The following is a 26,350-nucleotide window of genomic DNA, read 5'->3' as shown; positions in this document are numbered from 1 at the left end:
TACTTTTCACCTTTCCGGAACTTATGTTTAGGTGGCAAACAGACCTTCATAAAAAGCCAGTTCATCACTTATTTTCTTATTAATATCATTACTTGCAAGTTCAATTGCTACCGATATGGCATTTGCGAAGCCCACACCGTCCGTTCCGCCATGGCTTTTTACCGATATTCCGTTTAGCCCCAAGAACATAGCACCGTTATGCATTCTCGGATCCATTTTATTAAGGGCTTTTTTAAAAGACCTCTTGGCAAGCAGCCCTCCAAGCATAGCAAGCGGTGAACCGCTGAATCCTTCTTTTATATATTTTAGGCATATCCGCCCCGTACCCTCGGCAACTTTCAGGGCTACATTGCCTGTAAATCCGTCGGTTACCACAACATCGGCAACGCCTTCTACGATACCGTCACCTTCTACATAACCTGTGAAATTTATCGGGTAATCGCCTTCTCTTAGGTCGTCCGCTGCGGCTTTCACCACTTCAGAGCCTTTTGTTTCTTCTTCACCTACATTTAAAAGTGCCACTTTCGGAGATGCAAGCCCTAATAAAACCTTGGCGAAAGCATCGCCCATAATAGCGAACTGAACCAGATTATCGGAGTTACAATCAACATTAGCCCCAAGGTCAAGTAGGACACAGCGTCCTTTATGTGTCGGGAAAACAGATGCTATAGCCGGACGATCTATACCGGGCAGAGGTCTTAATATAAGCTTGGACATCGCCATTAACGCACCCGTATTACCTCCGGAAAGCGAGGCTGCCGCCCTACCGTCCTTAACCGAATCTATGGCAAGACGCATGCTGGAGCCTTTACCTTTTCTCAAGGCAACTGAAGGCTTTTCATAATTATCTATAAAAACAGATGTGTGATGAAGTTCGCTTTTTTGTTTTAATTTAGGTAGTTTTTGTAATATCGGCTCTACTTTTTCTTCGTCACCGAATATCAGGAAACTGACATTATCGTATTTACCGAGAACTATTTCAGCCCCTTGTAAAACTGCATCGGGAGCGTTGTCCCCTCCCATTGCATCAAGTGCTATAACAATTTCACCGACCCCTGTCATTCACTTTCCTGTAAATTTAAACGTCTTTACATAGACTATAATTATTTTGCTTTTTATTTACACTAAAAAAGTGAAAAATTTGCAACCGAATCAAAATAATCGACAAAATCACACAGTCAATTAATTTCATTTTCATATAAAAATGCAATTGAATATCTAAAGTGCGAAGTTTATCACCACTAATTTGGCATCGGACTCAAACGGCATAAAAAACACTATAGTGTTTCAGCCTCGGTTTCATCAATAAAATCGCTGCCTGTCTGCTGCACAATCTGACGTCCCTTATACGTACCGTCAGCCAAAGACATCTGATGAGGTAGCTTATACTCTCCGGTTACCGGATCAACAACAACGTTAACTGTTTTTAGTTTATGATGTGACCTGCGCATGTTACGCTTGGATTTACTGGTTTTCTTCTTAGGAACTGCCATGATTAAATTTCCCTATTTATCTTTTGCGTCTTTAATAATTTTCGTTTACCATAAAGGTGAGCGGACGTATATAATACAATTTAACAATAAAATCCAGTTAAATTAACAATATATTATAAATAAACATGAAAAAAATAGAAAAAACCCTTCAAATCACGCTATTTCTGGTAATCTCAGCCTGTTTGGGCGGATGTATAAAAACCGTAAAAAATGTCGGCTACAGTCCCGAAATAGACAAAATAAACAATCTTGTCGTAGGCAAGACCCGTAAAGCCATAGTGAAAAGGGAGCTTGGCTCACCTTCTGCCGTATCTACATACGGCAAGGAAACATGGTATTATATTTCATCGGAAAAAGAATCTGTAGCGTTTTTAAAACCTAAATTAAAATCACAAAAAGTAGTTGCCATAGAATTTGATGACAACGAAACCATAGCAAAGATAGAACAGTATGACGAGGCTGACGCACGTGATATAAAGATATCCGAGGAAGAGACTGCGACAGAGGGTCATGAACAGGGTGTACTGGGTCAGATACTGGGCAATGTCGGGCGTTTCAATACCGACCGAAGAGATACGGCAACGGGAGGACAATAAGAACATAACTTATAATAATTATGAAATTTAACATTGCATGCCTCCAGACCAACAGTCAAAATAACATGGATTACAACATATCCCGCACCGCCTTGTTAATCACACAGGCGAAGTCAGATGGTGCCGACTTAGTTACAACGCCGGAAAACGTTTTCTTTATGGGGCAAAGTGCCAAAGAATTATATGAAAATTCATACTTTCAAGAAGAACATCCTGCCGTTTTAAAAATGCAGGAGCTGGCTAATCTGGAGAAAATATGGATTCTGATAGGTTCCGTTTCAGTAAAGCTAAAAAACTCCGAAAAACTTGCCAACCGCAGTATAATGATAAATGCAAAAGGCGATATAGCTGCCGCATATGACAAGATACACCTATATGACGCGGCGGTTACAGAAGGCGAGTCACACACCGAATCAAAACGTTATGAGGCAGGCAAAAAAGCCGTAATCTGCAACACAAAGTGGTGCGATATAGGCATGACGGTTTGTTACGACCTTAGATTTCCGCATCTTTTCAGGAGTCTGGCAAAATCAGGTGCTAAGGTTATAACCGTTCCATCGGCTTTTACAAGAGTAACCGGACAAGCACACTGGCACACTTTATTAAGGGCAAGAGCTATTGAAAATGCATGTTTTATAGTAGCTCCCGCACAAACCGGAGAACACCCCGCCAACCGCAAGACATTCGGTCATTCATTGATAATCGACCCTTGGGGCAGAATATTAAGTGATGCCGGAGAGTCGGAAACTATCATCATGTCTGAAATTGATCTTAAAGTTGTAAGTGATGTAAGAAAGCAACTACCTAGCCTTGAACATGACCGTAATTTTAAATAATTGCATTTTAGGCTTTTAATCCGAGCATATTAATTATATATAAGTTTTAGATAATGATTATTACTTATATTAGTCGCAATTGTAGTTGCATAAAAACCACGCAAGTATAGTAAATTTGAATTTAATTTACTTATATTTGTCATTCCACGAATTTGTTTAGTAAAACAAATTATAGTGGAATCCACATTTAAAAAAGTTAGGAAACTTTTAAGAAGTAAAGTGAATTTAATTCAAATTTACTTTAGTTACATAACGTAATTAAAATTACTAAAAAAATGAAAGCCGCTGAAAAACGAATTAATAAAAGCCTTTTAAGATATTGGGAAAGTTTATACCGAAAATATGAGCGTATCCCTCATAAATCAATGATAAACCCTAATGATATTCAGGACTTGTGGAATAGTTGTTTTATGCTAAAAACCACGTCAAACGAATATGATTTTATGGGAGATGACGTTCAAGCCATAAAAGACGGAAACAGCATTATAATAAAGGATATTTACAATAACTTACTATGTCCGAAAAACAGTAACATACCTTATATCGTAAAAGAAGTTCTGGCATCAAAATCTCCTGTTTCTAACGATTCTTCATTTGAAAACCAATATGGTGTAACAATAAAGTATCGCAGGTGCTTCTTGCCGCTATTATCCGATAATGATGAGATATCTTATATTTTAGGCTGTCTGCGTTGGCGTTCCTACCAGTAGAATGTCCGTTGAATGCCAAACTCGCCTGAACAAAACACCATCAAAAACATGACAAATTAACCTTTGGTTAACATTTTTGTTATAATATAATTACATATGTTGTATTTATATGGTTAACTAGAGAATTTACATGTTTTTTGAAGAAAGTGACCGATTATCAGGGATTAATTCTGATAACAACGAAAGTTGTGAAGAGAATCTCTTTGAAAAATACGGCTTTGAAGAATTGTCTTATAAAAAGCTAAAGCGAGCAAAGGCTATAGATAACTCCTATATGGTTTATTCCGATCCTAAAAATTTTGAGAATGTTATTTTCGAGTCGATAACCCACGCTATTCGTGACGGAAAAATAAAATCACCGCATAAAATAATAAATACACATAGCAGAATGCCTGATATATTATTTGCCGAGGACTTAGAAGAACTTACGGCAGATGACGCAGCAGAAAACACTGAAAATGCCGTCTTATCTGAAACTCAACCATCTACTGAAGAAGTGCCGGAAACTCCTGAAACACCCGAAACCGAATCAGAGCAGCCACAACAAGAGCCTGAATCTGTTAACGAATCCGATACACAAAAATCGTAACAAATAAAATAATTCTTGATAATTATTCCATATCATTGTAATAGTTTAGATACTTTTACACATTGAGAAACAAATTCTAAATAATTAGTATTGAAGATGAACACTATAATAAAATTAGTTTTATCAGCCGTTATTATCGGCTTTGTTGCAATAGGTTCGTACAGGCTTGGTTTGAATAACAAGCAGATTGAACCTGAAAAACCGATAAAAGAAAAGGTTATCGGCTACATTGATGACAAGCGTGCTAACAACGAAAACATTGATATCACAAAGAAATTCGGCACTAATTTCAGTAAGATGAATTTTGAGGGCATGAATTTAAGCAACGTGATATTGACTAATGCCGACCTGTCTTATGCTAATTTACGTAATGCCAATCTGGAAAATGCCGACCTTTCAGGTGCTAATTTCAAATACGCAAATATGAGCCGCACCTCTTTGAAAGAGGCAACGATAAATAACACTGACTTTTCATACACCAACCTTGCAAAAGCCGATTTTGAGGGAGTACAATTAAAAGACTCCAACCTTTCATATGCAAATTTAAAGAATGCTAACTTAAAAGAATCGGTTGCAAACAACATTGATTTTTCATATGCAAATCTTGAAAGTGCCGATTTATACAAAGCAGACTTTACCGGCAGCAGGTTAGAAGGTGCGGATTTGAGCTACACAACCGCACAATACGCTATATTTAAAGATACTAACTTGTTAAGTGCCGATTTTGACTATGCCGACCTTGGCAATAGCAACCTGCAAAATGCCAACCTTGAGGGTGCATTCATGTACAGAACAAGAATGGATAAAGCCAATGCGGAGGGTGCTATTTTCAATCAGGCAAATATGCAGCATTCCGACCTGCAAAATGCCAACCTTACAGGTGCGTCTATAATCGAAGCAAATCTTACCGACGCTAACCTTTGGGAAGCTAATCTTGAAAATGTTAATGCAACTAAGTCGATTTTTACGTCAGCACAGCTTTGGGATACTAAATTAAGCGGGGCTAATCCGGATAGTGCAAGCTTTTACGGAGCTGATCTTGACGGCGCTATCATGCGTAATGCAAATGCACAAGATGCCGATTTTAAGAATGCGATATTAGATAAAACCGATCTATCCGATGCAAATTTCCAAGATTCAAACTTGAAAGGCTCAAGTATAAAAGGGGCAGTTTTAAAAGGTATTAATCTACAGGACGCAAATTTAAAATCAGCTCAAATTGAGAAATCTGATTTTTCAGGTGCAAACCTTACCGGAGCTAATTTTATGGATACCCTAATAAACGACAGTAATTTCGACGGCGTTATCACCGAAGGCATTATCGGCTTCGAAATAGATTAATAAAACGTACTGTTAATTGTTTGGAAATATATACACAAACGCTTATAAGCCCTCTCCCAAAGGGAGAGGGCTTATATTCCGGATAATCTCCACACGTAAACTATAAATCCAATCCTATTTCCTTATAGATGCTCGGGTTATCCACCCAGTTTTCACGGACTTTAACAAACAAGAATAGATTTACTTTTGACTCTAAAGCCTCTTCTAACTCACGTCTGGAGGAGGCTCCTATCTGCTTAATCATTGTGCCGCCTTTGCCCAGTATGATAGCTTTTTGCCCCTGTTTACGTACATATATCACCTGATGGATATTGACGGCTTTTTTTGTTTCTTCCCATTTTTCGGTTTCCACCGCTACGGAATAGGGTATTTCTTGCTGCAATTTCATGAATATCTTTTCACGAGTAACTTCAGCCGCATAGAATTTTATCGGAGCGTCCATTATCTGGTCTTCAGGGAACATCCACGGGCTATTCTTAGCAATCGAGCCGAAATATTCTATAAGTTTTTTAGTGCCGTCCCCTTTTAATGCCGATACCATGAAAGTCTCGGTGAACACGCCTTCATCGTTTAGTTTTGTTGCCAGCTCAAACAACTTTTCCCTTTGGATAAGGTCTATCTTATTTATTATAAGAGCTGCTTTTTTGCCCTGTTCTTTTAGCGATTTTATTACCTGAGCGGTGTCTTTACATATGCCTTTCTTCGCATCTATCAACAATGCCAGATAGTCAGCCGCCTCCACCCCGCTCCATGCTTCTTTTACGATAGCTTTTTCCAGCTTTTCCTTTGCGTTGAAAAGCCCCGGCGTGTCAATGAATATGAGTTGCGTATCACCTTGTGTATATATACCCTTTATACTTGCTCTTGTAGTCTGTACTTTAGGGGTAACAATAGATATTTTGCTTCCTACCAGATTATTAACTAAAGTGGACTTGCCCACATTCGGAGCACCCATAAGGGCGATAAAACCGCATTTTTGATTATTTTCCACTATCTTCTTCTTTTATTATTTTTAACAATTTTTTTGCGGCATTTTTTTCAGCTTTTTTCTTGGAGTTTCCGTCTGCCGTAACTTCTTCCACTCCCTCCACCTTGACGCTTATTTCAAAGAAAGGGTCATGTGAAGGGCCTGTTTGTTTTATAACCTTATATTCGGGAATCGGCAAACCCCTGCCTTGCGACCATTCCTGCAATTCCGTTTTAGGGTCTTTAGGCGGCTCTTTCATATTATCTACCAGTTCTATCCAGTGCCTACTGATAAAATCCCTTGCACTTTCCAAGCCTGAATCTATATATATAGCTCCGATGATAGCCTCCAACGTATTTTCAATGTTGCTTGAGTTATCCCTGCCTCCCATAACCTCTTCACCCTGAGTCATCTTTATAAACTCACCTATATTCAGCTTTCTGGCAACGGAAACAAGAGCCTCGCCACGTACCAGACCTGCCAGCCTTTTAGCCAGAGAGCCTTCTTTTTCCTCAGGATATTTATTTATCAGCAACTCGGCTATGACCAGACCTAGTACGGCATCGCCCAAAAACTCGAAACGCTCATAATTAAAAAAGGATATTTTATCACATCTTTGTTTTGAGATGCTAGGATGTGTAAGTGCCTCTTCAAGCAAAGAATGATCTTTAAAACTATATGATAGAGCTTTTTCAATCTTATCCACTATTTCTCACCGTCATATTTTATGCTTGAAAAGAACCTGCTAAACCTCAGGCTGCTAGGCCATGTCCATATTTTAAGAAGTGAGTCCTCCGATGAGAAGAATATACGGTTGGCAGGGCCTACAAGATTTTCTTCCGGCACGTACCCCACACTAAGCAAAACCCTGCTATCGGCAGAATTATCCCTGTTATCACCCATCATAAAATAATGCCCTTCCGGCACTTCATAGACCTCGGTATTATCCAAATCTCCGTTGCGCCTTTGGTCAAGCACTCGGTATGATACGCCGCCGGGTAAGGTTTCGATATATTGCGGTATGGACGTAACATTGCCCCTTTCGTCCTTATCCAAAAAGTTTTCTATCTTTTTTCTCGGCACCTTCTCTTGATTTATATAAAGCTCTCCGTTTATCACCTGTATCTTATCACCGGGCATACCTACAAGCCGTTTAATATAGTTAATGCTCGGGTTAGTCGGAAGTTTGAACACTGCAACATCGCCCCTTTGCGGTTTATCGCCTCCGATACGACCTTCAAATATACCAAATCCGAACGGGAACGAATAACGGCTATAACCATAAGTATATTTTGATACGAACACATAATCACCGATAAGCAAAGTAGATTTCATCGAACTTGACGGAATATAAAAAGGCTCAAAAGCAAAGCTCCTGAATATAACGGCAAGTATTATGGCAATAGCAAGCGAGCGTACCGTCTCGCCTTTAGTTTCCTTTTTTTTGCCTTTTGCCTCCTTTGTATTAATATCTACATCAGAAGCCGTATCAACCTTATCTTTCATTTTATCATCTTCCTTTTTCACTTAAAAAGCACTTCCCCCGTCATATCCTCCGGTTGCCCGATTCCCATAATATTTAATATGGTAGGAGCGATATCACATAACCTGCCGTTTTGTAATTTATATTTATCCGCACCATATCCTGCCATTATTAACGGCACCGGATTAGTTGTGTGCGATGTATGCGGTTGCCCCGTTTTATCATCTTTCATCTGCTCCGAATTACCGTGATCGGCGGTAATAAATATTGAGCCTCCTGAGTTCTCAACCGCATTTGCCAACCTTTCCAGACAGCTATCTATAGTTTCCACGGCTTTAACTGCGGCATCATAGCTTCCCGTATGCCCTACCATATCGGTATTTGCGTAATTTACTACTATAAGGTCGAACTTACCGGAATTTACCGCATCAACCAGCTTGTCGGTAACCTCAACGGCGGACATTTCAGGTTTCATGTCATATGTTCTAACGTTAGGGGAGGGAACCATTATCCTTTCCTCGCCTTTATATTCTTGTTCATTGCCGCTATTGAAAAAGAATGTCACATGCGCATATTTTTCCGTTTCGGCAATCCTTAGCTGGGTCATATTATTATCGGCAATTACCTGCCCAAGATTATTTTTCAGCTCAACAGGCTTGAATAATATATCGACATATTTTGTAAGCTCGGACGAATACTCAACCATGCCTATCCTACCTGCAAAATTTATTACCTTACTCCTTTCGAAGCCATCAAAATCAGGCGTTACAAAAGCATTAAGAATCTGCCTTGCCCTATCCGAGCGGAAATTTGCCATAAATAGCCCGTCACCGTCGTTCATTCCTTCATATTCATCAAGCACAATCGGTTTTATGAACTCATCATAAACGTCTTTCTTATAATTTTCTTCAATAGCATCTTCCAAAGAGGCGGCTTTTGTTGCCTTTGCCTGTGTCATAGCATCATAGGCAAGCGTTACCCTGTCCCAGCGGTTATCCCTGTCCATAGCGTAATAACGCCCGCACACCGATACCACCTGAGCATCAAACCCCGCTATCTCTTTATTGAAATTTTCCAGATATTCTATAGCACTGGCAGGCGGTACGTCCCGTCCGTCCAAAAATGCATGTATCTTTACAGATACGCCTTTTTTAGCAATTATTTTAGCAAGCCCTGCCATATGCATCTGGTGAGAATGCACACCGCCGGGGGACATCAGCCCCATAATATGCACAGCTCCCGATTGCTCCTTAACCGACTCAACGAATTTATTTAGCAGCTCATTATTTTCAAGTTCACCGCCTGAAAATGCCTTGTCAATCCTAGGCAGATTTTGCATAACTATGCGACCGCCGCCTATATTCATATGTCCTACTTCCGAATTACCCATCTGACCTTCCGGCAGCCCTACGCTTAAACCCGAAGTGTTCAGCAATGACTTGGGGCATGATGCCACCAGCTTATCCCAAAAAGGCGTATTAGCACTTGTTATAGCATTATCGCTAGTCGCCTCTCCTTCTCCCCAGCCGTCCAATATACATAAAACTACCGGCTTTGGTCTTTTATCTTTTGTCATTTATTTTCCGTTTAAAGTTTTTTTCGTACTATATATACTTAAATCCTTTATTTTGCAAATATCCGTAAAATTTTTATGTTATTTTACTACTATAGTAAATTCTAAATTCATTTACGTCATCGCCCGAGTTTCCGTAGGAAACTATAGGGCGATCTCATGAGATTACCCTATAGTTTCCTACGGAAACTCGGGTAATGACGTTTCTCTTATAGGATATGAATTTATAATTTACTATAATCCGACATAACCCCCACACCGAGGCTTTTCAATGCTTCTTTTAGCTCCGCATCATCAATATCTTCCAGATAATTATCCAGTGCTTTTTTCTTATCGTCCGATATATTCCTTACGGGGATTTTTCTCTCCTCATCAAGATGAGGCTGTCCGCCGGGTCTTTGCATAATCTTGAGGCGGGCAATCGCTCTATAACCGAAATAAACCGATATCTTCTCGATAAGCACCAGCTCCATATATGTCATTTCCATAGCAATACCGCTATCATATACTTCAACCGTCAATGTGCCGTCGGTTTTTTTATCTCTGTTAAATGTTATTCGTTTGGGAGTGCTGCTATTTCCCAACTCTTTGCCTACAATATAGTTCCAGTCGGTAATAATTTTATTTTCGGCAAAGCCGCGTTTTTTGAAAAAAGGAGTTGTAACGGTATTTAAACTTGCTGACAAGCTATTAACACCGGCATATTTTTTTGTATATTTAGATGTCCGATTCATTTATCTTTTCTATAAGGTTTGAAAACTCACTCAGTATGTCGGAATATATTTTTCTTTTGAACGGCACTATAACATCAGGCAGGTCATTTGCGTTTATCCATTTCCACTCACAAAATTCAGGGTGGTCGGTAGCGATATTTATATCATCGCTATCACCTTCGAACAGAAACACGAACCATCTTTGTTTTTGTCCACGGAATTTACCCCCCCAAACATCGGGTATCAAATCTTCCGGCAGGTCGTAATAATAGTAATCGGCACTTTGTGCTATAAGAGTAGCTTTATCGGTTCCCACTTCTTCTTGCAATTCTCTGAAGGCTGCCGTTTTTTCATCTTCACCCTTATCGACACCACCTTGAGGCATCTGCCATGCCTCACTTGAAGTATCTATCCTCTTACCGACAAAAACCTGTGAATCTTTGTTTACCAACATCATTCCAACGCCATAACGGTATGGCAAACTATTTACGTTAACCAATTTTTTCCTCTTTTATTCTTTTACAATTTGTTTTCCAAGTAATAATGAAACCGGAGCAATGAAAAACCCTCTTTCTTCAGCTTCAGGCAGCCACCTTTCCAGCATTCTTATTGTTATAGGGTACGGATGTGCCATAACCACAACATACCCCTTTTCTAGTGCGGTTTCTTCAACTTCTTTGAATTTAGCGTTTATACTGTCCTGAGATATATCGTCATCTAGTATAAAATCATTTACAAGCAGAGGGTACTCAAGCTCATTGGCAAGCTGTATCAGTGAAAAATCGGCATAGCCACCTCCAAATATAAGGAACTTCCTTTTGTTTTTTAAAGCCTGCAATACCGGTTTTGAACTTGAAAGCGTATGGGTAAATACCTCCTCCTTTTCCGAGTACACAGCTTCATACCCCTTTACCAGTCCCAACAACATATTAAGACGTGTGATATTATCTTCTTTTGATGACTGCGTTAAAAGTGCGTATGGTCCCGGATCGTTCAAACGATAGTCTTTAGTTTCCATCGGTATATGCAGCACAACCTCTCTGCCCTGCTTTTTAGCTTTTTCCGCCCAGTCATTAATAGTGGCAGAATAAGGCGAAAGACCGAAAGTAACCGACTTAGGCAGTTCCATAGCACTTTGGGTAGTAGAGGCACTTAGCCCCAGACCTTTGAGTATGACAACTATTATGGGTTTATTACTAAGTTCACTTAATTTAACTTTGTTAATCTTTATGTTTGAAGCCACGCCTGCCATCAAAACATCAACAAAAGCCTGAGGCATTCTAGGACCTATAAAATCCTCATTTAACCATGCAAGTTTATTTTCAACCGTTTTTTTATCTTCGGCGTCCTTTTCAGATTTAGTCTCATTACTCTCATCTTCTGCTTCAGCACCATCCTCGGTTAAGAGGATAAGCCCTGTAATCTCCTCAGTAGAAAGATTAAACTCAAGCCTTGCACCGGAGGCAAGAGCTTTTTCCGCCCTTTTATCTCTACCTATATAAAGTTCGGATATTACGGCAACTAATGAGGTTACTATAAAAAAAGTTACAACCCCTGCCACTATCGTGGAGGGGCTGAACTTAAAATCCGCCATTTTGAACTTCAGACCTGATAAAAACTTCATAACATAAGGAACGAATTAAAAATTACATCTTACTCTCGTTATAAATATGAATTCCCCTTAGTAAATCCAATGCCCTGCCTAACTGGTAATCTTTTTCATACGCCGAGTCGGTGCTTTCTTTTTCACCTTCTACAGCCTTGTTTGCATCACTATTAGCATCGCTGCTGCTATCGTTATTAACGCTACCGTTATTATTTTTCAAATGCTTTCTTAAACTTGCCTCAGAAGACATTTTTCGAGCTTTTATCTCTTCAAGCTTTGCCTGCTCGACAATTATATCAGGCTCAATCCCCTCAGCCTGAATAGAACGCCCCGCAGGAGTGTAGTATCTTGAAGTCGTAAGACGCATAGCACCTTTGCTTGCAGATAGAGGTATTACGGTTTGAACCGAACCTTTACCGAAGGACTTCGTACCGATGACAATGCCACGTTTGTGATCTTGCAACGCACCCGAAACAATCTCGGAAGCAGATGCCGAACCGCCGTTTATCATTACCACTATCGGTTTGCCGTCAATGATGTCGCCGCGTGACGCATTAAATCTTTTATTGCTGTCAGGCACTCTTCCGCCGGTAGATACAATCTCACCTTTACCAAGGAACGCATCCGATACTTCTATAGCCTGATCAAGCAATCCGCCCGGATTATTTCTAAGATCAAGCACCACACCCTTGAACTTTTCCTCACCTATTTCACTTTTTAGTTTTTTTACTTCACGCTTTAAACTATCTGACGTACTTTCAGAAAAAGATGTGACCCTTACATATACGATATCATCACCCTCTTTTCTGGCACGAACCGATTTTATTTTAATGATATCTCTTTTTATATTGAATGTAAGCGGCTCATTTTCACCTTCACGCAACACGGTAAGTTCTATCTCCGTGCCGGGCTTGCCTCTCATTTTATCAACCGCTTCGGAAAGCGTAGTTCCCATAACCGCCTCGCCGTCTATCTGGCTTATATAATCTCCGGCCTCTAATCCTGCACGATACGCAGGCGTATCATCAATAGGAGAAACCACTTTAACCAGACCGTTTTCCATAGTAACCTCAATACCCAGACCGCCGAACTCACCTCTGGTCTGTATTCTCATTTCATCGAAATCGTTTTCATTAAGATAGCTTGAATGCGGGTCAAGAGATGAAAGCATACCGTTAATAGCAGATTCTACCAATTCTTTATCGTCCACTTCCTCTACATAGTCCCTCTTAACCTTGTCAAAAACATCTCCGAAAAGGTCAAGCAGCTTTATTGTATCTTTAGAACTCGCTTGTGCAGATGTTGCAAAAAAACTAAAAACTAAAATCAGGAATATTCCGTAAAACTGTTTATTCATAATTAATTATCCTAAAAATTTTTGGAACTACGGCAAAAAAGCCGACTATTTAACGACCAGATCAAATCTACTCCAAAGATAATAATTATGCAACGATATATTCTAATAGCATAACTTAGCAGTGTTCTTTGTAGGTAAATTCGGTCATATACAGTATCTTATTTTATCCGCTCTATATCGGCACCCAGCATCATCATTTTTTCTTCAATGCGTTCATATCCCCTGTCGATATGGTAAACTCTGTTTATTACGGTCTGTCCTTTTGCTGCCAGTGCTGCCAGCACTAATGACACCGATGCACGCAGATCGGTAGCCATAAGTTCCGCACCTTTTAGTTCGGTAACACCTTTTACCAAAGCTTTATGTCCTTCTATAGAAATATCGGCTCCCATGCGAGTTAGTTCCGATACATGCATAAACCTGTTTTCAAAGATGGTTTCGTTTATAATCGAGTTACCCTCGGCAAGACACATCAATGCCATAAACTGAGCTTGCATATCGGTCGGAAATCCCGGATACGGCAAGGTAATAGCATCTACACTTTTTAGCTTATCTTGTTTACGCGCCGCTCTAACCGAATTATCTGAAAGCTCCTCTATCAGAACACCTGCTGCCGTCAGTCTTTCAATTGTTGATTCCATGATTGACAAATCAACACCATGCAACCTTATATCCCCGTTTGTTATGGCGGCAGCTATCATATAGCTTCCGGCTTCAATACGGTCACTTATAACCGAATGTTCGGCTCCGTTTAATTTTTCCAAGCCTTCTATTTTTAGTGTGCCTGTTCCTATGCCTGTTATTTTTGCACCCATTTTAACAAGGCATTGAGCAAGGTCTACAACTTCAGGCTCCTGTGCCGCGTTAATTATTGTAGTCTCGCCGTCAGCCAGACATGCCGCCATCATAACATTTTCAGTAGCCCCTACGGAAACTTTTTCAAAATGTATTTCAGCACCCCTCAACTTCCCCTTAACCGATGCTTTTATATAACCTTCTTCCAGCTCTATTTTTGCACCCATTTTTTCAAACGCCTGTAGGTGAAGGTCAATCGGACGTGTTCCTATAGCACAGCCTCCGGGCAAAGATACCTTAGCATCACCGAACCTTGCAAGTAGCGGTCCTAAAACCAGAACGGAAGCCCGCATTTTCCTTACGATATCGTATGGAGCTTCAAAGCTTTTTATATTTTTGGCACAAAGTGATATAATGCCGCCGCCTGCACTTCCCTCCACTGCGTCCAGTTCCATATCCACACCGTGTTGAACAAGCAGGTTTGCCATAGTGGAAATATCCGCAATATGCGGCAGATTATTTAATTTAAGGCGACCTTCGGTAAGCATTGCCGCAGCCATTAAAGGAAGTGCGGCATTTTTTGCACCACCTATTTTTACCTCGCCTTTAAGCGGTATGCCTCCGTTTATCTTTATTTTATCCATTAACCGATACCTTCCGGTCTAGTATATTTTCCTGTTTACCGTCAATTCTGGGTAATGTTACACCAACCTGCCCCATATATTTTCCCGCCTTATCTGCATAAGAGGTTTCACAAACCGAATCCGCTTTAAAGAACAGGAACTGACAAGCTCCCTCATTCGCATATATTTTTGCAGGAAGAGGCGTGGTATTTGAAAATTCCAAGGTTACATGCCCTTCCCACTCCGGCTCAAGGGGGGTAACATTCACAATTATACCGCATCTTGCATAGGTAGACTTACCGACACATATAACCAGCATATCCCTCGGTATTTTGAAATATTCCACAGTTCTTGCCAGAGCAAAACTGTTGGGGGGTATAATGCATACATCTTCCGTTCTGTCCACAAACCCTTTTTGGCAGAACTGTTTGGGGTCTACTATTGATGAATCTATATTGGTAAATATCTTGAACTCGTTAGACACTCTTGCGTCATATCCGTATGACGACACTCCGTATGATATTACACCCTGACGTTGCTGTTTTTCCTCAAACGGCGTTATCATATCGTTTTCTAACGCTTGTTCCCTAATCCATTTATCAGGCATTATCGGCATTTTATTATGTCCCCTTTCTTTTTCGTCTCCAAACCTAGTAATATATACGTTAAGAAGGAAATAGTGCAAGGGTTAATAAATACCTATCTAAATTTTGATACCTGCATTGCACCTCTATTGACCTCGGATAGCCGAACTAACGCTCTATAATCGCGAGTTCCCGTAGATTGTTTAACCAGCTTATCACCTATGACCCGTCCAACATCTTCAGGAAGATTTAGTTGAGGGATACCATCGGATAGCATGGCAGACATAACGCTTGGTATCACCTGCAAAAACTCACTACAATAATTCATCTTCTCTATTTCAACGGATGTTTTTACAGGGTTACTCTCTGCAATCAAATATTCCGGCTCTCCCTTTTGCATCAAATATCCGGTCAGTAAGATTGGTGAGATATCGTTTTTACTAACAAATTCTTCAATTTCTTTGGTTTTATTATATAGATTTTGAAAATGCTTCCCTAACTTCAACCCTAATTTTGCCTGCATGTCATAACTAACGCCGATATCATCTAGTTGTTTGGAATTTTGCAAATTGTCATACATAGTTGCTAGAACCTCCTTATTACGGAAACCCGTTTCTATTTGCTTATCAACAGCAAAACCTTTTTCATCAAGGTCTATTACTTTCTTTTGATTCGTATACATAGTTGCAAGCAGATCGGTATATAGATGACGTTTATGATAATGACCGATTTTTTCTTCACTTATTCTTGAGGTTGTATATTTACCATTGGCTATAGAATCATAAAAACTATCCGATAACCATTTTTGCACTTGGGATTTTATCTGCTTTTGCCTCATAACGCCCCCATACTTCGACAATTGCAACTCATTGCAAGTGTAGGCTTTATCCATGTAACTTGTCAATTATAATGGTACTGTTTTCTATATATCTTGAAATTTGTATCGCCTTGGTGTAATAAGCACTTAAAATTAACAAGATACATAAGCTTATGATTATTTTTCCTGCGATAGATTTAAAAGACGGTCAGTGTGTGCGTCTGCAAAAAGGCGAGATGGACAAGGTTACGGTTTTCAATGAAAGCCCGTCCAATCAGGCGGCTACATTCCTTTCGCAAGGTTTTAACTGGCTGCACATAGTTGATTTAAACGGAGCTTTTGACGGAAAGCCTGTGAATATTGATGCGGTAAAATCCGTTTTAAATGAACTGGGCGGCAAAATGTCGGTTCAGCTAGGTGGCGGTATAAGGGATATAGCCACTATACAAAGCTGGCTTGATGCGGGGGTTACTCGTGTAATACTAGGCACTATCGCACTAAAGAATCCTGAACTTGTCATTGATGCCTGTAAAAAATTCCCCGACCGGATAGTTGTGGGTATTGACGGCAAAAGCGGCATGGTTGCCGTAGAGGGCTGGGCGGAAACTTCCGATATTTCGGTGATAGATTTAGCCCGAAAATTTGAAGATGCGGGAGTTGCCGCAATAATTTATACAGATATCAACCGTGACGGACTAATGACCGGTCCTGACCTTTCAGGCACTAAACAACTTGCCGAATCGGTTAATATTCCTGTAATAGCATCAGGCGGAATGTCATGTACCGAAGATATACAGGCGGTAAAAGATATTGAGGGTTCAGGCGTAGCCGGTGTGATAGTAGGCAGGGCTATTTATGAAGGAAAGATAGATATAGCAAGGGCATTGCAGATAGCCGCCTGATTGATTTATCCACAAGTGTTATTAGGACTGTGGATTTCACTATAATTTTATTCTCCCTATAAAATCCGTAAAAATGACACTTAACACTAACACTTAACACTAATAAATAAATGCTAAAAACCAGAATCATTCCCTGCTTAGACGTAAAAGACGGACGTGTAGTAAAAGGCGTTAACTTCGTTGACCTGATAGATGCGGGCGACCCTGTAGAGCAGGCGAAAGTTTATGACAAACAGGGGGCGGACGAGTTGTGTTTTTTGGATATCACCGCATCAAGTGATAACCGTGATACCATGTATGACGTTATCACACGTGTTGCCGAGCAATGCTTTATGCCGCTGACGGTCGGCGGTGGTGTACGTTCGGTTGATGATGTGCGAAATCTTCTTTTGGCAGGTGCGGATAAAGTAGCGATTAATACTGCTGCCGTTACTAATCCTCAACTGGTAAAAGATGCCGCCGATAAATTCGGCTCGCAATGCATAGTGGTAGCCATTGATGCAAAATCCACAGGCGAAGGCAAATACGAGATTTTCACACATGGAGGACGTAAAGCCACGGGTATAGATGCAATCGTTTGGGCTAAAAAAATGGTTAGCCTAGGTGCGGGAGAGATATTACTTACCTCAATGGACAGGGACGGCACTAAGCAGGGTTTTGATAATAAGCTAACCCGTGCAATAGCTGATGCTGTAACGGTTCCGGTTATTGCATCGGGTGGTGTGGGCAAGCCTGATGATTTTGTGGACGGAGTAAAAGAAGGTCACGCTTCTGCCCTTCTTGCCGCTTCAATATTCCACTTCGGCGAATATAGCATTGAAGAAGTAAAAAAACACATGCAAACAAAAGGTATTGCCGTAAGATTGTAATAGGTTTATCCTTAAATTCATTAAACCGATTAAAAACACTAAAGTATAGTTAAGGTAGAACGATGTCAGAATTCAAAACTCTCGATGAACTTTTCGATACCATAAAAGCCAAAAGGACTGCCAATCCTGACAAATCATATTGTGCAAAGCTTTTCCAAAAAGGACGCAAGAAGATCGCACAGAAGGTTGGGGAGGAAGCTATTGAAACCATTATAGACGCTGCGGCAAATAACAAAAAAGAAACTATTGAAGAAAGTGCCGACCTTCTTTTTCACCTTCTTGTTCTTTGGGTTGAAATGGGTATTAAGCCTGAAAAGGTTATGTTCGAGCTTGAAAAACGTAAGGACATATCAGGCATTGAGGAAAAAAAGTTAAGAAAGGTAAAAAATAATGCACAGCTATGATAACGATAATATCTTCGCAAAAATAATCAGGGGCGAGATACCTTGCGACAAAGTATATAGCGATGATGATGTTTTTGCGTTTAAAGATATAGCACCTGCCGCACCCGTACATGTTCTGGTTATTCCCAAGGGTCAGTATGTTTCATTTGACGATTTTGTAGCCAATTCAAGCCCTGATAGGGTAGCCGGCTTCTTTGCCAAAGTAAGGGAAATAGCCGCCGAACTCGGGCTGGATAAAACAGGATACCGCCTTATCAGCAATCATGGGGCAGACGCAAATCAGGCAGTGCCACATTTTCATGTTCACATATTAGGCGGTAAAAAACTCGGCGGTCTTTTACAGTCTGACAAGTTGGAACGGTAATCTTTATATAGCCATAACGTTTGTTATCTGACCGCATAAGCTATTATTCTGTGCCTTACCCAGTGCTAATTCTTTCAAAACATTACTGTCTACAAGTGTAGCAAGAGCAATTTCCATTTTGCCTTCTTTATATGCCGCTTTTGACTCTTTTGTTTTATCTTCGGCAAATTGTAATGTTTTTTCTATATTGTCATAATCAAGAGTCCGGTTACCGACAACTTGCTGCATATACGCAAATGAGTCCGATACAGAGCCTTTATAGAAAACCCTCTGTGCATGGGTCAATTTTATATTTTCTCCGTTTGAGTCTTTTCCGTCATTTAAGACATAATTATATATTAAACTCAGGTCATCTTCATTTAAAACGGAACGGCTTTTCCTTTGAGAAGCCGATACAGAAGAAGCTTCTTTTAACATGGTAACATGCTTCCCTTCTTTTGGCAGATTAGTTTTTATATAATCGGATTTTTGCAATAGAGATTCTTTCCGTCCATTTTGGTCGGGTTGTGCTGATTCTTCTTTCTTTTCTTCTTCAAATTTTCTTTTGTTAGATTGTAACTGTGTGTGCATCTAATTACTCTTTTCTTATAGTTCCCAAAAAAAATGGGAATGTTAATAATAATTAACCTTTTAAGATGCACAATAAAAATTGTCAATCGCTGATTATTTTTTGCCTTTTTTTGACTTCTTCTTATCTTTTTGTTTAGCAAGAAGTTCCACCGCCTGTTCAACAGTTACGTCTTCAACAGTCATATCTTTAGTAAGCGAAGCATTTATTTTTTCATTTTTGACATAAGGGCCGTATTTACCGTCAAAAATCTCTATATCTTTGCCGTTATCGGGGTGTTTTCCGACAACACGTAACGGCTCGGTTTTTTTAGCACCTTTTTGGTTCTCGGCGATTAGGGTAACCGCCCTGTTTATTCCTATAGTAACAGGGTCATCTTCCTTTAAAGATGTATATTTACCGTCATGCCTGACATATGGGCCATACATACCGATTCCCGCCGCTATGACTTTTCCGGTATCGGGGTGTTTACCTACCTGCCTTGGCAAAGACAATAAGCCTTCTGCTATATCTAAAGTGACATCGTCCGGTGCATACATTTTAGGAATTGATACCCTTTTGGGTTTTTCTTTTTTATCTTCAGGCTCACCAAGCTGAAGATATAAACCGTACGGGCCTTTTTTAACCAATATGTCCAGACCTGATTCTTTATCAACCCCCAACATCTTAGGTTCAAAAACGTCCGATGCACCGCTTGCTTTTTCTTCTTCGGAGCCGCCTAGCTGATGTGTGTAATTACATTCAGGATAGTTAGAACAGCCCAAGAATGCACCGAACTTACCTAATTTCAGGCTCAGATGACCGCCGTCACATTTGGGACAACCTCTGTCTATCTCGCCCTTTTCATCTTTAGTGAATAACCAGCTACCCAACAATATATTAAGCTCATGAATTACATCGCTTAACTTATATTCCTTTACGCTTTCAATATTAGAATTAAAATCCGTCCAGAACGCACGCAGCATAGCTTTCCATTCAAGCTCACCTGCCGAGATATGGTCAAGTTCATCTTCTAATTTTGCGGTAAAATCATATTCGACATATCGGCTAAAGAAGCTTTTCAAAAATGCCGTTACTATACGCCCCCTGTCTTCTGCAAAGAATCTTTTTTTATCTATCCTTACATATTCCCTGTCTTGCAAGACAGATATAATACTTGCGTAGGTAGAAGGTCTTCCGATGCCGAGTTCTTCGAGTTTTTTGACTAAAGATGCTTCGGTATATCTTGGCGGCGGCTGTGTGAAATGCTGTTCCGGCGTAACTTCGTTTAAGCCTAATTTTTCACCTACTTCCATCGAAGGTAATATCCTTCCTTCCTCGTCTTTATCGTCGTCACGCCCCTCACGGTAGACTTTATAAAAACCGTCAAATGCGATAGTTGAACCGTTCGCCCTTGCAACGGCATAGCCGTCCTGTAATTTTATATCTATTACCACCTGATTAAGAACGGCAGATTCCATTTGTGATGCTACCATACGCTTCCATATAAGATCATATAGCTTCTTCTGGTCATCATCTAGGAACCCGGACACCTGTTCGGGAGTTCTTTTTGAGTCTGTCGGGCGGATAGCTTCGTGTGCCTCCTGAGCGTTCTTGGCTTTTGTGGCATAGTGCCTTTGTTTAGCAGGCACATATTTATCACCGTAGTTCTTGCCTATCAGTTCTCTTGTAGCATAAATAGCGTCCTGCGATACGGTAACGCCGTCAGTACGCATATAGGTTATAAGACCGACTGTTTCACCGCCTAAGTTAATTCCCTCATATAGCTTTTGCGCTACGCTCATAGTCCTTTTTGCTCCGAAGCCGAGCTTTCTTGAGGCTTCCTGTTGCAGTGAAGAGGTGGTAAAAGGCGGCTGCGGATTGCGCCTTGCCTGTTTTTTCTCTAAAGTGTCAACAATATATTCTTTAGTTTCCAGTTTTTTTACGATATCGCCTGCGGCTTTTTCCGTTACTATATCGAACTGGTCAAGCTTGTTACCGTCAATATGCGTTATACGTGCTATAAAATCCTCTGAGGCAGAGGTCTTTAAGCCCAGCTTTATATCCCAGTATTCTCTGGATTTAAATTCTTCTATTTCATTTTCACGGTCACAGATAATACGTAAGGCTACGGATTGAACACGCCCCGCCGAACGGCTACCGGGTAGCTTTCTCCATAATACCGGTGACAAAGTAAAACCGACCAAATAATCCAAAGCACGCCTTGCCTGCTGTGCGTTCACCAAATCCATATCCAATGTGCGTGGATTAGCAACCGCAGAAGTTACGGCTTTTTTAGTGATTTCATGGAATACTACACGATGTACGGGTGTAGATTTTTTAATGGCTTTTTTTTGCAATAACACTTCCACCACATGCCACGAAATAGCTTCGCCTTCACGGTCGGGGTCAGTTGCCAGATATATGGCATCGCATTTTTTGGCGGCATCAACTAGTGCTTTCACATGTTTTTTTGATTTATCGGATATCTGATAATCCATTGCAAAATCTTCATCAGGACGAACAGAGCCGTCTTTTGAAGGCAGGTCTACCACATGCCCGAAAGATGCCAGCACTTTATAATCTTTACCTAAATATTTCTCGATTGTTTTGGCTTTAGCCGGTGACTCTACAATTACCAGATTCATATAAAAAAACTATTCCTTACACTAGTTATTCTTTAAAAAACTTTTTAAAATTAGTATATCTTTTACTCTTGTACTCATGTCATTCTGAATTTATTTCATGGTCTGACATTGTATGTAATTACAATTAGCTACAAGTGTTTTTATAGCATTAATGAAAAAGCTATATGAGAAGTTATAGATAATTTAAGTGTGAAAGAAAGTGTTTTTTAAAATTAGTTATATTAATTAATTTTAATATTATGCAATTTTACTTCTTTGCAAAACAGTATTCATCTTGCCTAAACACTCATCTAAAGCCGCCTCATCAGATGAACGGAACACAAGAATAACCCCTATTTTATTATCTTCAACGAAAGGATAGCTGCCTATCTCCACATTATCATATTCATCTTGCAGCTTACTTAAAGGAGTCGCTATTTTACTTTCAGAGGCATATATCCGGATTTCTTTTGACAGGACTACCGCACCATGTTTTAAAGTCCCTTTTACCGCATCAAACATTGCCTGCATAACGTTGGGAATGCCTGCCATAACATATACGTTTTGTATATAAAACCCCGGAGCGGTACTTATCGGGTTGGCTATCGGCACTGCCCCATCGGGCAATGTTACCATCTTAATACGCCCTTCGTTTAGTTCGCCTTTATAATATTCATATATTTTTTTATAATATTCTTCATTAACTTTAAGCTCTACCCCAAAAGCCTTTGCGATACATTCTGCCGTAATATCATCATGGGTCGGGCCTATACCGCCCGTTGTGAACACATAATCAAATTTTGCCCGCATTTCGTTTAAGGTGTCTATGATAGTCAGGTGAATATCCGGTATGACCCTGACTTCCATAAATTTGATACCGACCTCACCCAAACCTTTTGCAATATAGTTAAGGTTTTTGTCCTGAGTTCTGCCGGATAATATTTCATTGCCTATAATAAGAAGTGCCGCCGTCGGAGAATTGTTTGTCATATTTTAGTATTCTTTTTTCGTTATTAGTTGCATGCTCTGGTTTTTGGCTATATTACTACTTGTAACTTTAAACTTGCAACTAATAACTTATCAAAATGGCTAAAGAACAAATTACTATACACACTAACGAAGACTTTGAATCAATGCGAAAAGCAGGAAATCTTGCTGCACGTGTGCTTGATTATATAGTCGATTATGTACAACCCGGTGTTACCACTAACGAGCTTAACGACCTGTGTCATAAAATGACCGTTGAAAACGGAGCCGAGTCTGCCCCGCTCGGCTATAAAGGCTTCCCGAAATCAATATGTACATCGGTAAACCATGTCGTATGTCACGGGATTCCAAGCGACAAGAAGTTAAAAGACGGCGATATCGTAAATATTGACGTAACGGCAAAGCTAAACGGCTGGCACGGCGATACAAGCCGTATGTTTTTTGTCGGAGAGCCTTCAATAAAAGCCAAAAGATTATGTCAGGTCACATATGACGCTATGATGCTGGGCATTGAAAAGGTAAAGCCCGGCAATACGCTTGGTGATATAGGTCATGCCATTCAGACCTTCGTTGAAAAACATAATTACTCGGTAGTGCGTGACTATTGCGGTCACGGGCTTGGTAAAATATTTCACACCGCCCCTTCCGTAATGCATTTCGGCAAGGCAGGTGAAGGCATGGTGCTGGAAGAAGGCATGTTCTTTACCATAGAGCCTATGGTAAATGCCGGAGGCTGGCAAACAACCTTGAGCGGAAAAGACGGCTGGACGGTGTGGACTAAGGACAAATCCCTGTCCGCCCAGTTTGAACATAGTTTAGCAGTAACATCGGACGGTTTCGAGCTATTTACCGAATCGCCGAAAGGTTTGCATTGTCCGCCTTATAAGTAAAATAGAAAATGAAAAACTCATACATATATAAACTAAAATATTAAAAAGGAGCGTTTTTTAAACGCCCCTTCTTAATATTCATATTTAATAACTTTTAGCGATTAATCGCCTTTACCGGGGTTTTCGCTAAAGTATTTTTCGTATTTATTAGCCTCGCCCTTATGCTCTTCGGCTTCTTCCATAGGGTCTTTATTCTGAGTTATGCTAGGCCATTGCTGCGAATATTCACGATTTAGCTCAAGCCATTGAATGTTTTCTTCGGATTCGGGCTGAATAGCTTCAATCGGGCATTCAGGTTCACACACACCGCAATCAATGCACTCATCGGGATTGATAACCAACATATTCTCGCCCTCATAGAAGCAGTCAACAGGACACACTTCTACACAGTCCGAGTATTTGCACATGATACAATCTTCTGTAACAACGTACGTCATAATATCTCCGGAATTAAATTCTTCAATATTTTGTGGTTTATATTCTTATTGCACCGATGTAAAGGAATTTATTTACCTAAATTTAATCTTTCTTGTTTTAGTGATAAAATTTCAACTTTTATCCTTAATATTAACACGGTTATAAAGAACGAAATAAACGCAAAAAACATTATTATCAAAGGTGTCATCATAGAAGGGTCTATCTTAGGTCCGCCCATGCGAACTATGCTCGCAGGCTGGTGCAACGTGTTCCACCAGTCAACGGAAAATTTTACGATAGGTACGTTTATAAAACCTACCAATGCCAAAATTGCCGAGGTCTGTCCTGCACGCCTTCTGTCATCATAGGCGTTATAAAGTGCCATATAGCCAAGATAGAAAAAGAGCAATATCAAAACGGAAGTAAGACGTGCGTCCCATACCCACCAAGTTCCCCATATAGGTTTGCCCCAAAGCGAACCTGTAATAAGACAAATTATGGTGAAACCTGCCCCTATGGGAGCTGACGATATAGCTATCATGTCGGACAAAGGGTTTTTCCATATTAGTGATGCCGCACAAACTAACGCTATGAAGGTATAAACACCCAATGCCATAGTTGCCGCAGGAACATGTATATACATGATGCGAACGGATTCCCCCTGCTGATAATCAGGTGGAGATCCTATAAGGGCGCAGTATAATCCCGATATCATCAAAATAGCCGTCAGACCCGCCGAAAAAGGAAGAACCCTGTCCGCAATCCTGCCGAATTTTCCCGGATTGAAATATTTATGCATTTATTTTGCTGTCAATATTAAATGATTCTTACATGTAGCATTATTGATGACTAATTGCAAGCTGTTGCAAATAATTAAGTTTTTTTAGTTACAAATACTTGACTTTTAGACGATTTATAAATAATACCTCCATATTTTCGGAAGATATTAAAAGCAGCATAGGGAGTGTATAATCATGAAATCCACGGATAAATCAAATAGAAACGGCGATACCGATAAAATTATAAAAGAACGGATTATATTAAAAGGAAGGGGTGGGGATACCAATAAAAAAGAAGGTAATAGAGATTACAGAAATTTTTTAGAGCAATTAAAACCTTATTATAAAAGTTCCGGAAAAGACGGAAAAAGGTCAATTATTGCAACAGTCAACGAAACGCTTCTTGCTAACGGCTATAATCTTGCAAATGAAAACGGGAAATTAGTAGAAAAAAGCGTTCTTGATGAGGAGTTTTATAAAAAAACTTCTCAAGCGTTGCGTGAGTCTGCTGTTTATAAAGATAATGCCAATAACCCCGAACTTGTTCAGGAAATGGTAGGTAAAGTCAAAGAAAAGTTAAAAGAATCAGGTCAAACCGTATTTGATGATGAAAGTTTAAGTTCGTTTAAAAAGCGTGTCTATGTTCCCGAAACCGAGGCATCAAATGAAAAAACGTGGGTTAACAGGGTAGTCCGAAGATACTCGGAAAAAAGCCCTATAGACAGTTTTACCAGAGGGTTACGCGGTGTTGAGTCACCTGTAAATTTTACAGAAAAAGATTTTGAAAAAGAGATTAAAGATGAAGTCCTAAATGGCGGAGGATTTTTAGGTAATCCCGAAAAATGGCAGGAGTCTTTAAAAGAAGGGAGCGAAAAGGCTTTTAACCCAAAAGTTTTTTCCAAGTAAAAATCCCTATTGTGTTTATATTAATTTGCTATAATTTTATAATTCTTTACAGAATGTTCCGCCGATTAGACGGAACTTTCCGATTTTTAAAAGCATTCTGGGGGTAAAAAAATATGAACGCTAAATTTAAAAGTCCTTTTTCAGGAGATGTAACGCAGGCTATCAATCCTTGGCAATGGTGGGGTGAGCAATGGGGAAATAATTCCGCAAGCCTTATAAACATAACCAACTATAAATCGGAAGCTCCGGCAACTGAAGCCGCTATAATTGAAGGTGTTGCCGGCTACGGTATGCAGCTTGGCAAAATAATATATGCTTTAGAAGCCGTAATAGAAACTTTGCCTTCTACCGCTTCTTTGAACAAAGAGCAAAAAGACGCTGTTAAAGAGTTTAAGGAAATGGCAACTAAAATTGAGGAAACTAAAAAACAAAAACGTCTGCAAAAAGTATGTAACGGCAATGTCGAGCAGCTTATTGCCGGTCTGAAAACCCTAAAAGAAGAAAATAAAGAGGAATACAACGAAGTAGCAAAAAAGTTAAAAGCAATTTTGTAACGTATATTTTAGCAGTGTTCG

Annotated in this window: 30 protein-coding genes; 12 read left to right on the top strand and 18 right to left on the bottom strand. The window is 39.9% G+C overall.

Features of this window, described 5'->3' with window-relative positions; genetic code table 11:
• Positions 1 to 27 precede the first annotated feature (27 nt).
• Together plsX and rpmF are read right to left on the bottom strand one after the other, a co-directional pair.
• Positions 28 to 1,062 carry a phosphate acyltransferase PlsX gene (plsX, locus tag O2942_08860; GenBank protein MDA0782358.1) on the bottom strand — a complete coding sequence of 345 codons (1,035 nt, stop codon included), beginning with the start codon at positions 1,060 to 1,062 and terminating at the stop codon, positions 28 to 30.
• Positions 1,063 to 1,277: 215 nt separating this feature from the next.
• Positions 1,278 to 1,493 carry a 50S ribosomal protein L32 gene (gene rpmF, locus O2942_08855; GenBank protein MDA0782357.1) on the bottom strand — a complete coding sequence of 72 codons (216 nt, stop codon included), beginning with the start codon at positions 1,491 to 1,493 and terminating at the stop codon, positions 1,278 to 1,280.
• Between the two features lie 125 nt (positions 1,494 to 1,618).
• On the opposite strand from rpmF, the gene bamE reads away from it, so the two are divergent.
• The 5 genes from bamE to O2942_08830 all read left to right on the top strand — a co-directional run bounded on the left by bamE (position 1,619) and on the right by O2942_08830 (position 5,565).
• Positions 1,619 to 2,089, top strand: a complete 471-nt coding sequence (gene bamE, locus O2942_08850; protein ID MDA0782356.1) for an outer membrane protein assembly factor BamE — start codon at positions 1,619 to 1,621, stop codon at positions 2,087 to 2,089.
• Positions 2,090 to 2,109: 20 nt separating this feature from the next.
• Positions 2,110 to 2,925 (top strand): carbon-nitrogen hydrolase family protein, encoded by an 816-nt coding sequence (locus tag O2942_08845; GenBank protein ID MDA0782355.1) that lies wholly within the window; start codon positions 2,110 to 2,112, stop codon positions 2,923 to 2,925.
• Positions 2,926 to 3,200: 275 nt separating this feature from the next.
• Positions 3,201 to 3,635, top strand: a complete 435-nt coding sequence (locus O2942_08840) for a PAS domain-containing protein (protein ID MDA0782354.1) — start codon at positions 3,201 to 3,203, stop codon at positions 3,633 to 3,635.
• A 130-nt stretch (positions 3,636 to 3,765) separates the two neighbouring features.
• Positions 3,766 to 4,224 carry a hypothetical protein gene (locus O2942_08835; GenBank protein MDA0782353.1) on the top strand — a complete coding sequence of 153 codons (459 nt, stop codon included), beginning with the start codon at positions 3,766 to 3,768 and terminating at the stop codon, positions 4,222 to 4,224.
• 96 nt (positions 4,225 to 4,320) lie between these two features.
• Positions 4,321 to 5,565 (top strand): pentapeptide repeat-containing protein, encoded by a 1,245-nt coding sequence (locus O2942_08830; GenBank protein MDA0782352.1) that lies wholly within the window; start codon positions 4,321 to 4,323, stop codon positions 5,563 to 5,565.
• 100 nt (positions 5,566 to 5,665) lie between these two features.
• Here the strand turns inward: O2942_08830 and era are convergent, their stop codons facing one another.
• The 11 genes from era to O2942_08775 all read right to left on the bottom strand — a co-directional run bounded on the left by era (position 5,666) and on the right by O2942_08775 (position 16,104).
• Positions 5,666 to 6,556: a GTPase Era gene (era, locus tag O2942_08825; GenBank protein ID MDA0782351.1), complete on the bottom strand. Its 891-nt coding sequence runs from the start codon at positions 6,554 to 6,556 to the stop codon at positions 5,666 to 5,668.
• Complete coding sequence (gene rnc, locus O2942_08820; protein MDA0782350.1) at positions 6,546 to 7,241, bottom strand: ribonuclease III; 696 nt, start codon at positions 7,239 to 7,241, stop codon at positions 6,546 to 6,548. Before rnc ends, era begins: the two co-directional genes overlap by 11 nt.
• Positions 7,238 to 8,059, bottom strand: a complete 822-nt coding sequence (gene lepB, locus O2942_08815; GenBank protein MDA0782349.1) for a signal peptidase I — start codon at positions 8,057 to 8,059, stop codon at positions 7,238 to 7,240. Before lepB ends, rnc begins: the two co-directional genes overlap by 4 nt.
• Positions 8,056 to 9,591: a 2,3-bisphosphoglycerate-independent phosphoglycerate mutase gene (gpmI, locus tag O2942_08810; protein ID MDA0782348.1), complete on the bottom strand. Its 1,536-nt coding sequence runs from the start codon at positions 9,589 to 9,591 to the stop codon at positions 8,056 to 8,058. The genes lepB and gpmI overlap by 4 nt, the downstream gene beginning before the upstream one ends.
• A 221-nt stretch (positions 9,592 to 9,812) precedes the next feature.
• A complete protein-coding gene (locus O2942_08805; GenBank protein MDA0782347.1) occupies positions 9,813 to 10,322 on the bottom strand; it encodes a DciA family protein in 510 nt (169 codons plus the stop codon).
• Positions 10,306 to 10,800, bottom strand: a complete 495-nt coding sequence (locus O2942_08800; GenBank protein MDA0782346.1) for an RNA pyrophosphohydrolase — start codon at positions 10,798 to 10,800, stop codon at positions 10,306 to 10,308. The genes O2942_08805 and O2942_08800 overlap by 17 nt, the downstream gene beginning before the upstream one ends.
• Positions 10,801 to 10,812: 12 nt before the next feature.
• The gene (locus O2942_08795) at positions 10,813 to 11,925 is read right to left on the bottom strand and encodes a divergent polysaccharide deacetylase family protein (protein ID MDA0782345.1); all 1,113 of its coding nucleotides are present in this window, start codon (positions 11,923 to 11,925) and stop codon (positions 10,813 to 10,815) included.
• 22 nt (positions 11,926 to 11,947) lie between these two features.
• Positions 11,948 to 13,264: a S41 family peptidase gene (locus O2942_08790; GenBank protein ID MDA0782344.1), complete on the bottom strand. Its 1,317-nt coding sequence runs from the start codon at positions 13,262 to 13,264 to the stop codon at positions 11,948 to 11,950.
• Positions 13,265 to 13,422: 158 nt separating this feature from the next.
• Positions 13,423 to 14,703 (bottom strand): UDP-N-acetylglucosamine 1-carboxyvinyltransferase, encoded by a 1,281-nt coding sequence (gene murA / locus O2942_08785; protein MDA0782343.1) that lies wholly within the window; start codon positions 14,701 to 14,703, stop codon positions 13,423 to 13,425.
• Positions 14,696 to 15,298 (bottom strand): dCTP deaminase, encoded by a 603-nt coding sequence (gene dcd / locus O2942_08780; protein MDA0782342.1) that lies wholly within the window; start codon positions 15,296 to 15,298, stop codon positions 14,696 to 14,698. The genes murA and dcd overlap by 8 nt, the downstream gene beginning before the upstream one ends.
• Before the next feature lie 83 nt (positions 15,299 to 15,381).
• Complete coding sequence (locus tag O2942_08775; protein ID MDA0782341.1) at positions 15,382 to 16,104, bottom strand: hypothetical protein; 723 nt, start codon at positions 16,102 to 16,104, stop codon at positions 15,382 to 15,384.
• Positions 16,105 to 16,256: 152 nt separating this feature from the next.
• On the opposite strand from O2942_08775, the gene hisA reads away from it, so the two are divergent.
• The 4 genes from hisA (at position 16,257) to O2942_08755 (ending at position 18,622) form a co-directional block, all read left to right on the top strand.
• Entirely contained in the window at positions 16,257 to 16,985 is a 729-nt protein-coding gene (gene hisA / locus O2942_08770) for a 1-(5-phosphoribosyl)-5-[(5-phosphoribosylamino)methylideneamino]imidazole-4-carboxamide isomerase (GenBank protein ID MDA0782340.1), read from the top strand.
• A gap of 110 nt (positions 16,986 to 17,095) precedes the next feature.
• The gene (gene hisF, locus O2942_08765; GenBank protein ID MDA0782339.1) at positions 17,096 to 17,854 is read left to right on the top strand and encodes an imidazole glycerol phosphate synthase subunit HisF; all 759 of its coding nucleotides are present in this window, start codon (positions 17,096 to 17,098) and stop codon (positions 17,852 to 17,854) included.
• Between the two features lie 62 nt (positions 17,855 to 17,916).
• Positions 17,917 to 18,258: a phosphoribosyl-ATP diphosphatase gene (locus tag O2942_08760; protein MDA0782338.1), complete on the top strand. Its 342-nt coding sequence runs from the start codon at positions 17,917 to 17,919 to the stop codon at positions 18,256 to 18,258.
• Positions 18,245 to 18,622, top strand: a complete 378-nt coding sequence (locus O2942_08755) for a histidine triad nucleotide-binding protein (GenBank protein MDA0782337.1) — start codon at positions 18,245 to 18,247, stop codon at positions 18,620 to 18,622. The genes O2942_08760 and O2942_08755 overlap by 14 nt, the downstream gene beginning before the upstream one ends.
• 3 nt (positions 18,623 to 18,625) lie before the next feature.
• Here the strand turns inward: O2942_08755 and O2942_08750 are convergent, their stop codons facing one another.
• The 3 genes from O2942_08750 to O2942_08740 all read right to left on the bottom strand — a co-directional run bounded on the left by O2942_08750 (position 18,626) and on the right by O2942_08740 (position 22,786).
• Positions 18,626 to 19,192: a hypothetical protein gene (locus O2942_08750; protein ID MDA0782336.1), complete on the bottom strand. Its 567-nt coding sequence runs from the start codon at positions 19,190 to 19,192 to the stop codon at positions 18,626 to 18,628.
• A gap of 93 nt (positions 19,193 to 19,285) precedes the next feature.
• The gene (gene topA, locus O2942_08745) at positions 19,286 to 21,817 is read right to left on the bottom strand and encodes a type I DNA topoisomerase (GenBank protein ID MDA0782335.1); all 2,532 of its coding nucleotides are present in this window, start codon (positions 21,815 to 21,817) and stop codon (positions 19,286 to 19,288) included.
• Between the two features lie 237 nt (positions 21,818 to 22,054).
• The gene (locus O2942_08740; GenBank protein ID MDA0782334.1) at positions 22,055 to 22,786 is read right to left on the bottom strand and encodes a molybdopterin-binding protein; all 732 of its coding nucleotides are present in this window, start codon (positions 22,784 to 22,786) and stop codon (positions 22,055 to 22,057) included.
• Positions 22,787 to 22,881: 95 nt separating this feature from the next.
• Here O2942_08740 and map point away from each other — a divergent pair, with 95 nt between their 5' ends.
• Positions 22,882 to 23,673: a type I methionyl aminopeptidase gene (gene map, locus O2942_08735; GenBank protein ID MDA0782333.1), complete on the top strand. Its 792-nt coding sequence runs from the start codon at positions 22,882 to 22,884 to the stop codon at positions 23,671 to 23,673.
• A gap of 101 nt (positions 23,674 to 23,774) precedes the next feature.
• On the opposite strand, the gene O2942_08730 is transcribed toward map, so the two are convergent.
• Positions 23,775 to 24,110, bottom strand: coding sequence for a ferredoxin family protein (locus O2942_08730; protein ID MDA0782332.1), 336 nt, complete (start codon positions 24,108 to 24,110; stop codon positions 23,775 to 23,777).
• A 68-nt stretch (positions 24,111 to 24,178) separates the two neighbouring features.
• Positions 24,179 to 24,889: a heme ABC transporter permease gene (locus O2942_08725; protein ID MDA0782331.1), complete on the bottom strand. Its 711-nt coding sequence runs from the start codon at positions 24,887 to 24,889 to the stop codon at positions 24,179 to 24,181.
• A 175-nt stretch (positions 24,890 to 25,064) separates the two neighbouring features.
• On the opposite strand from O2942_08725, the gene O2942_08720 reads away from it, so the two are divergent.
• Positions 25,065 to 25,775, top strand: a complete 711-nt coding sequence (locus O2942_08720; GenBank protein ID MDA0782330.1) for a hypothetical protein — start codon at positions 25,065 to 25,067, stop codon at positions 25,773 to 25,775.
• Positions 25,776 to 25,888: 113 nt separating this feature from the next.
• Positions 25,889 to 26,329, top strand: a complete 441-nt coding sequence (locus tag O2942_08715; protein ID MDA0782329.1) for a hypothetical protein — start codon at positions 25,889 to 25,891, stop codon at positions 26,327 to 26,329.
• Positions 26,330 to 26,350: the final 21 nt, after the last annotated feature.

This window comes from Pseudomonadota bacterium (assembly GCA_027620075.1).
GTDB lineage: Bacteria > Pseudomonadota > Alphaproteobacteria > Rickettsiales > UBA6187 > 1-14-0-20-39-49.
The sequence above is the reverse complement of the archived record's forward strand: the minus strand, read 5'-3'. Positions and strand labels throughout refer to the sequence as shown.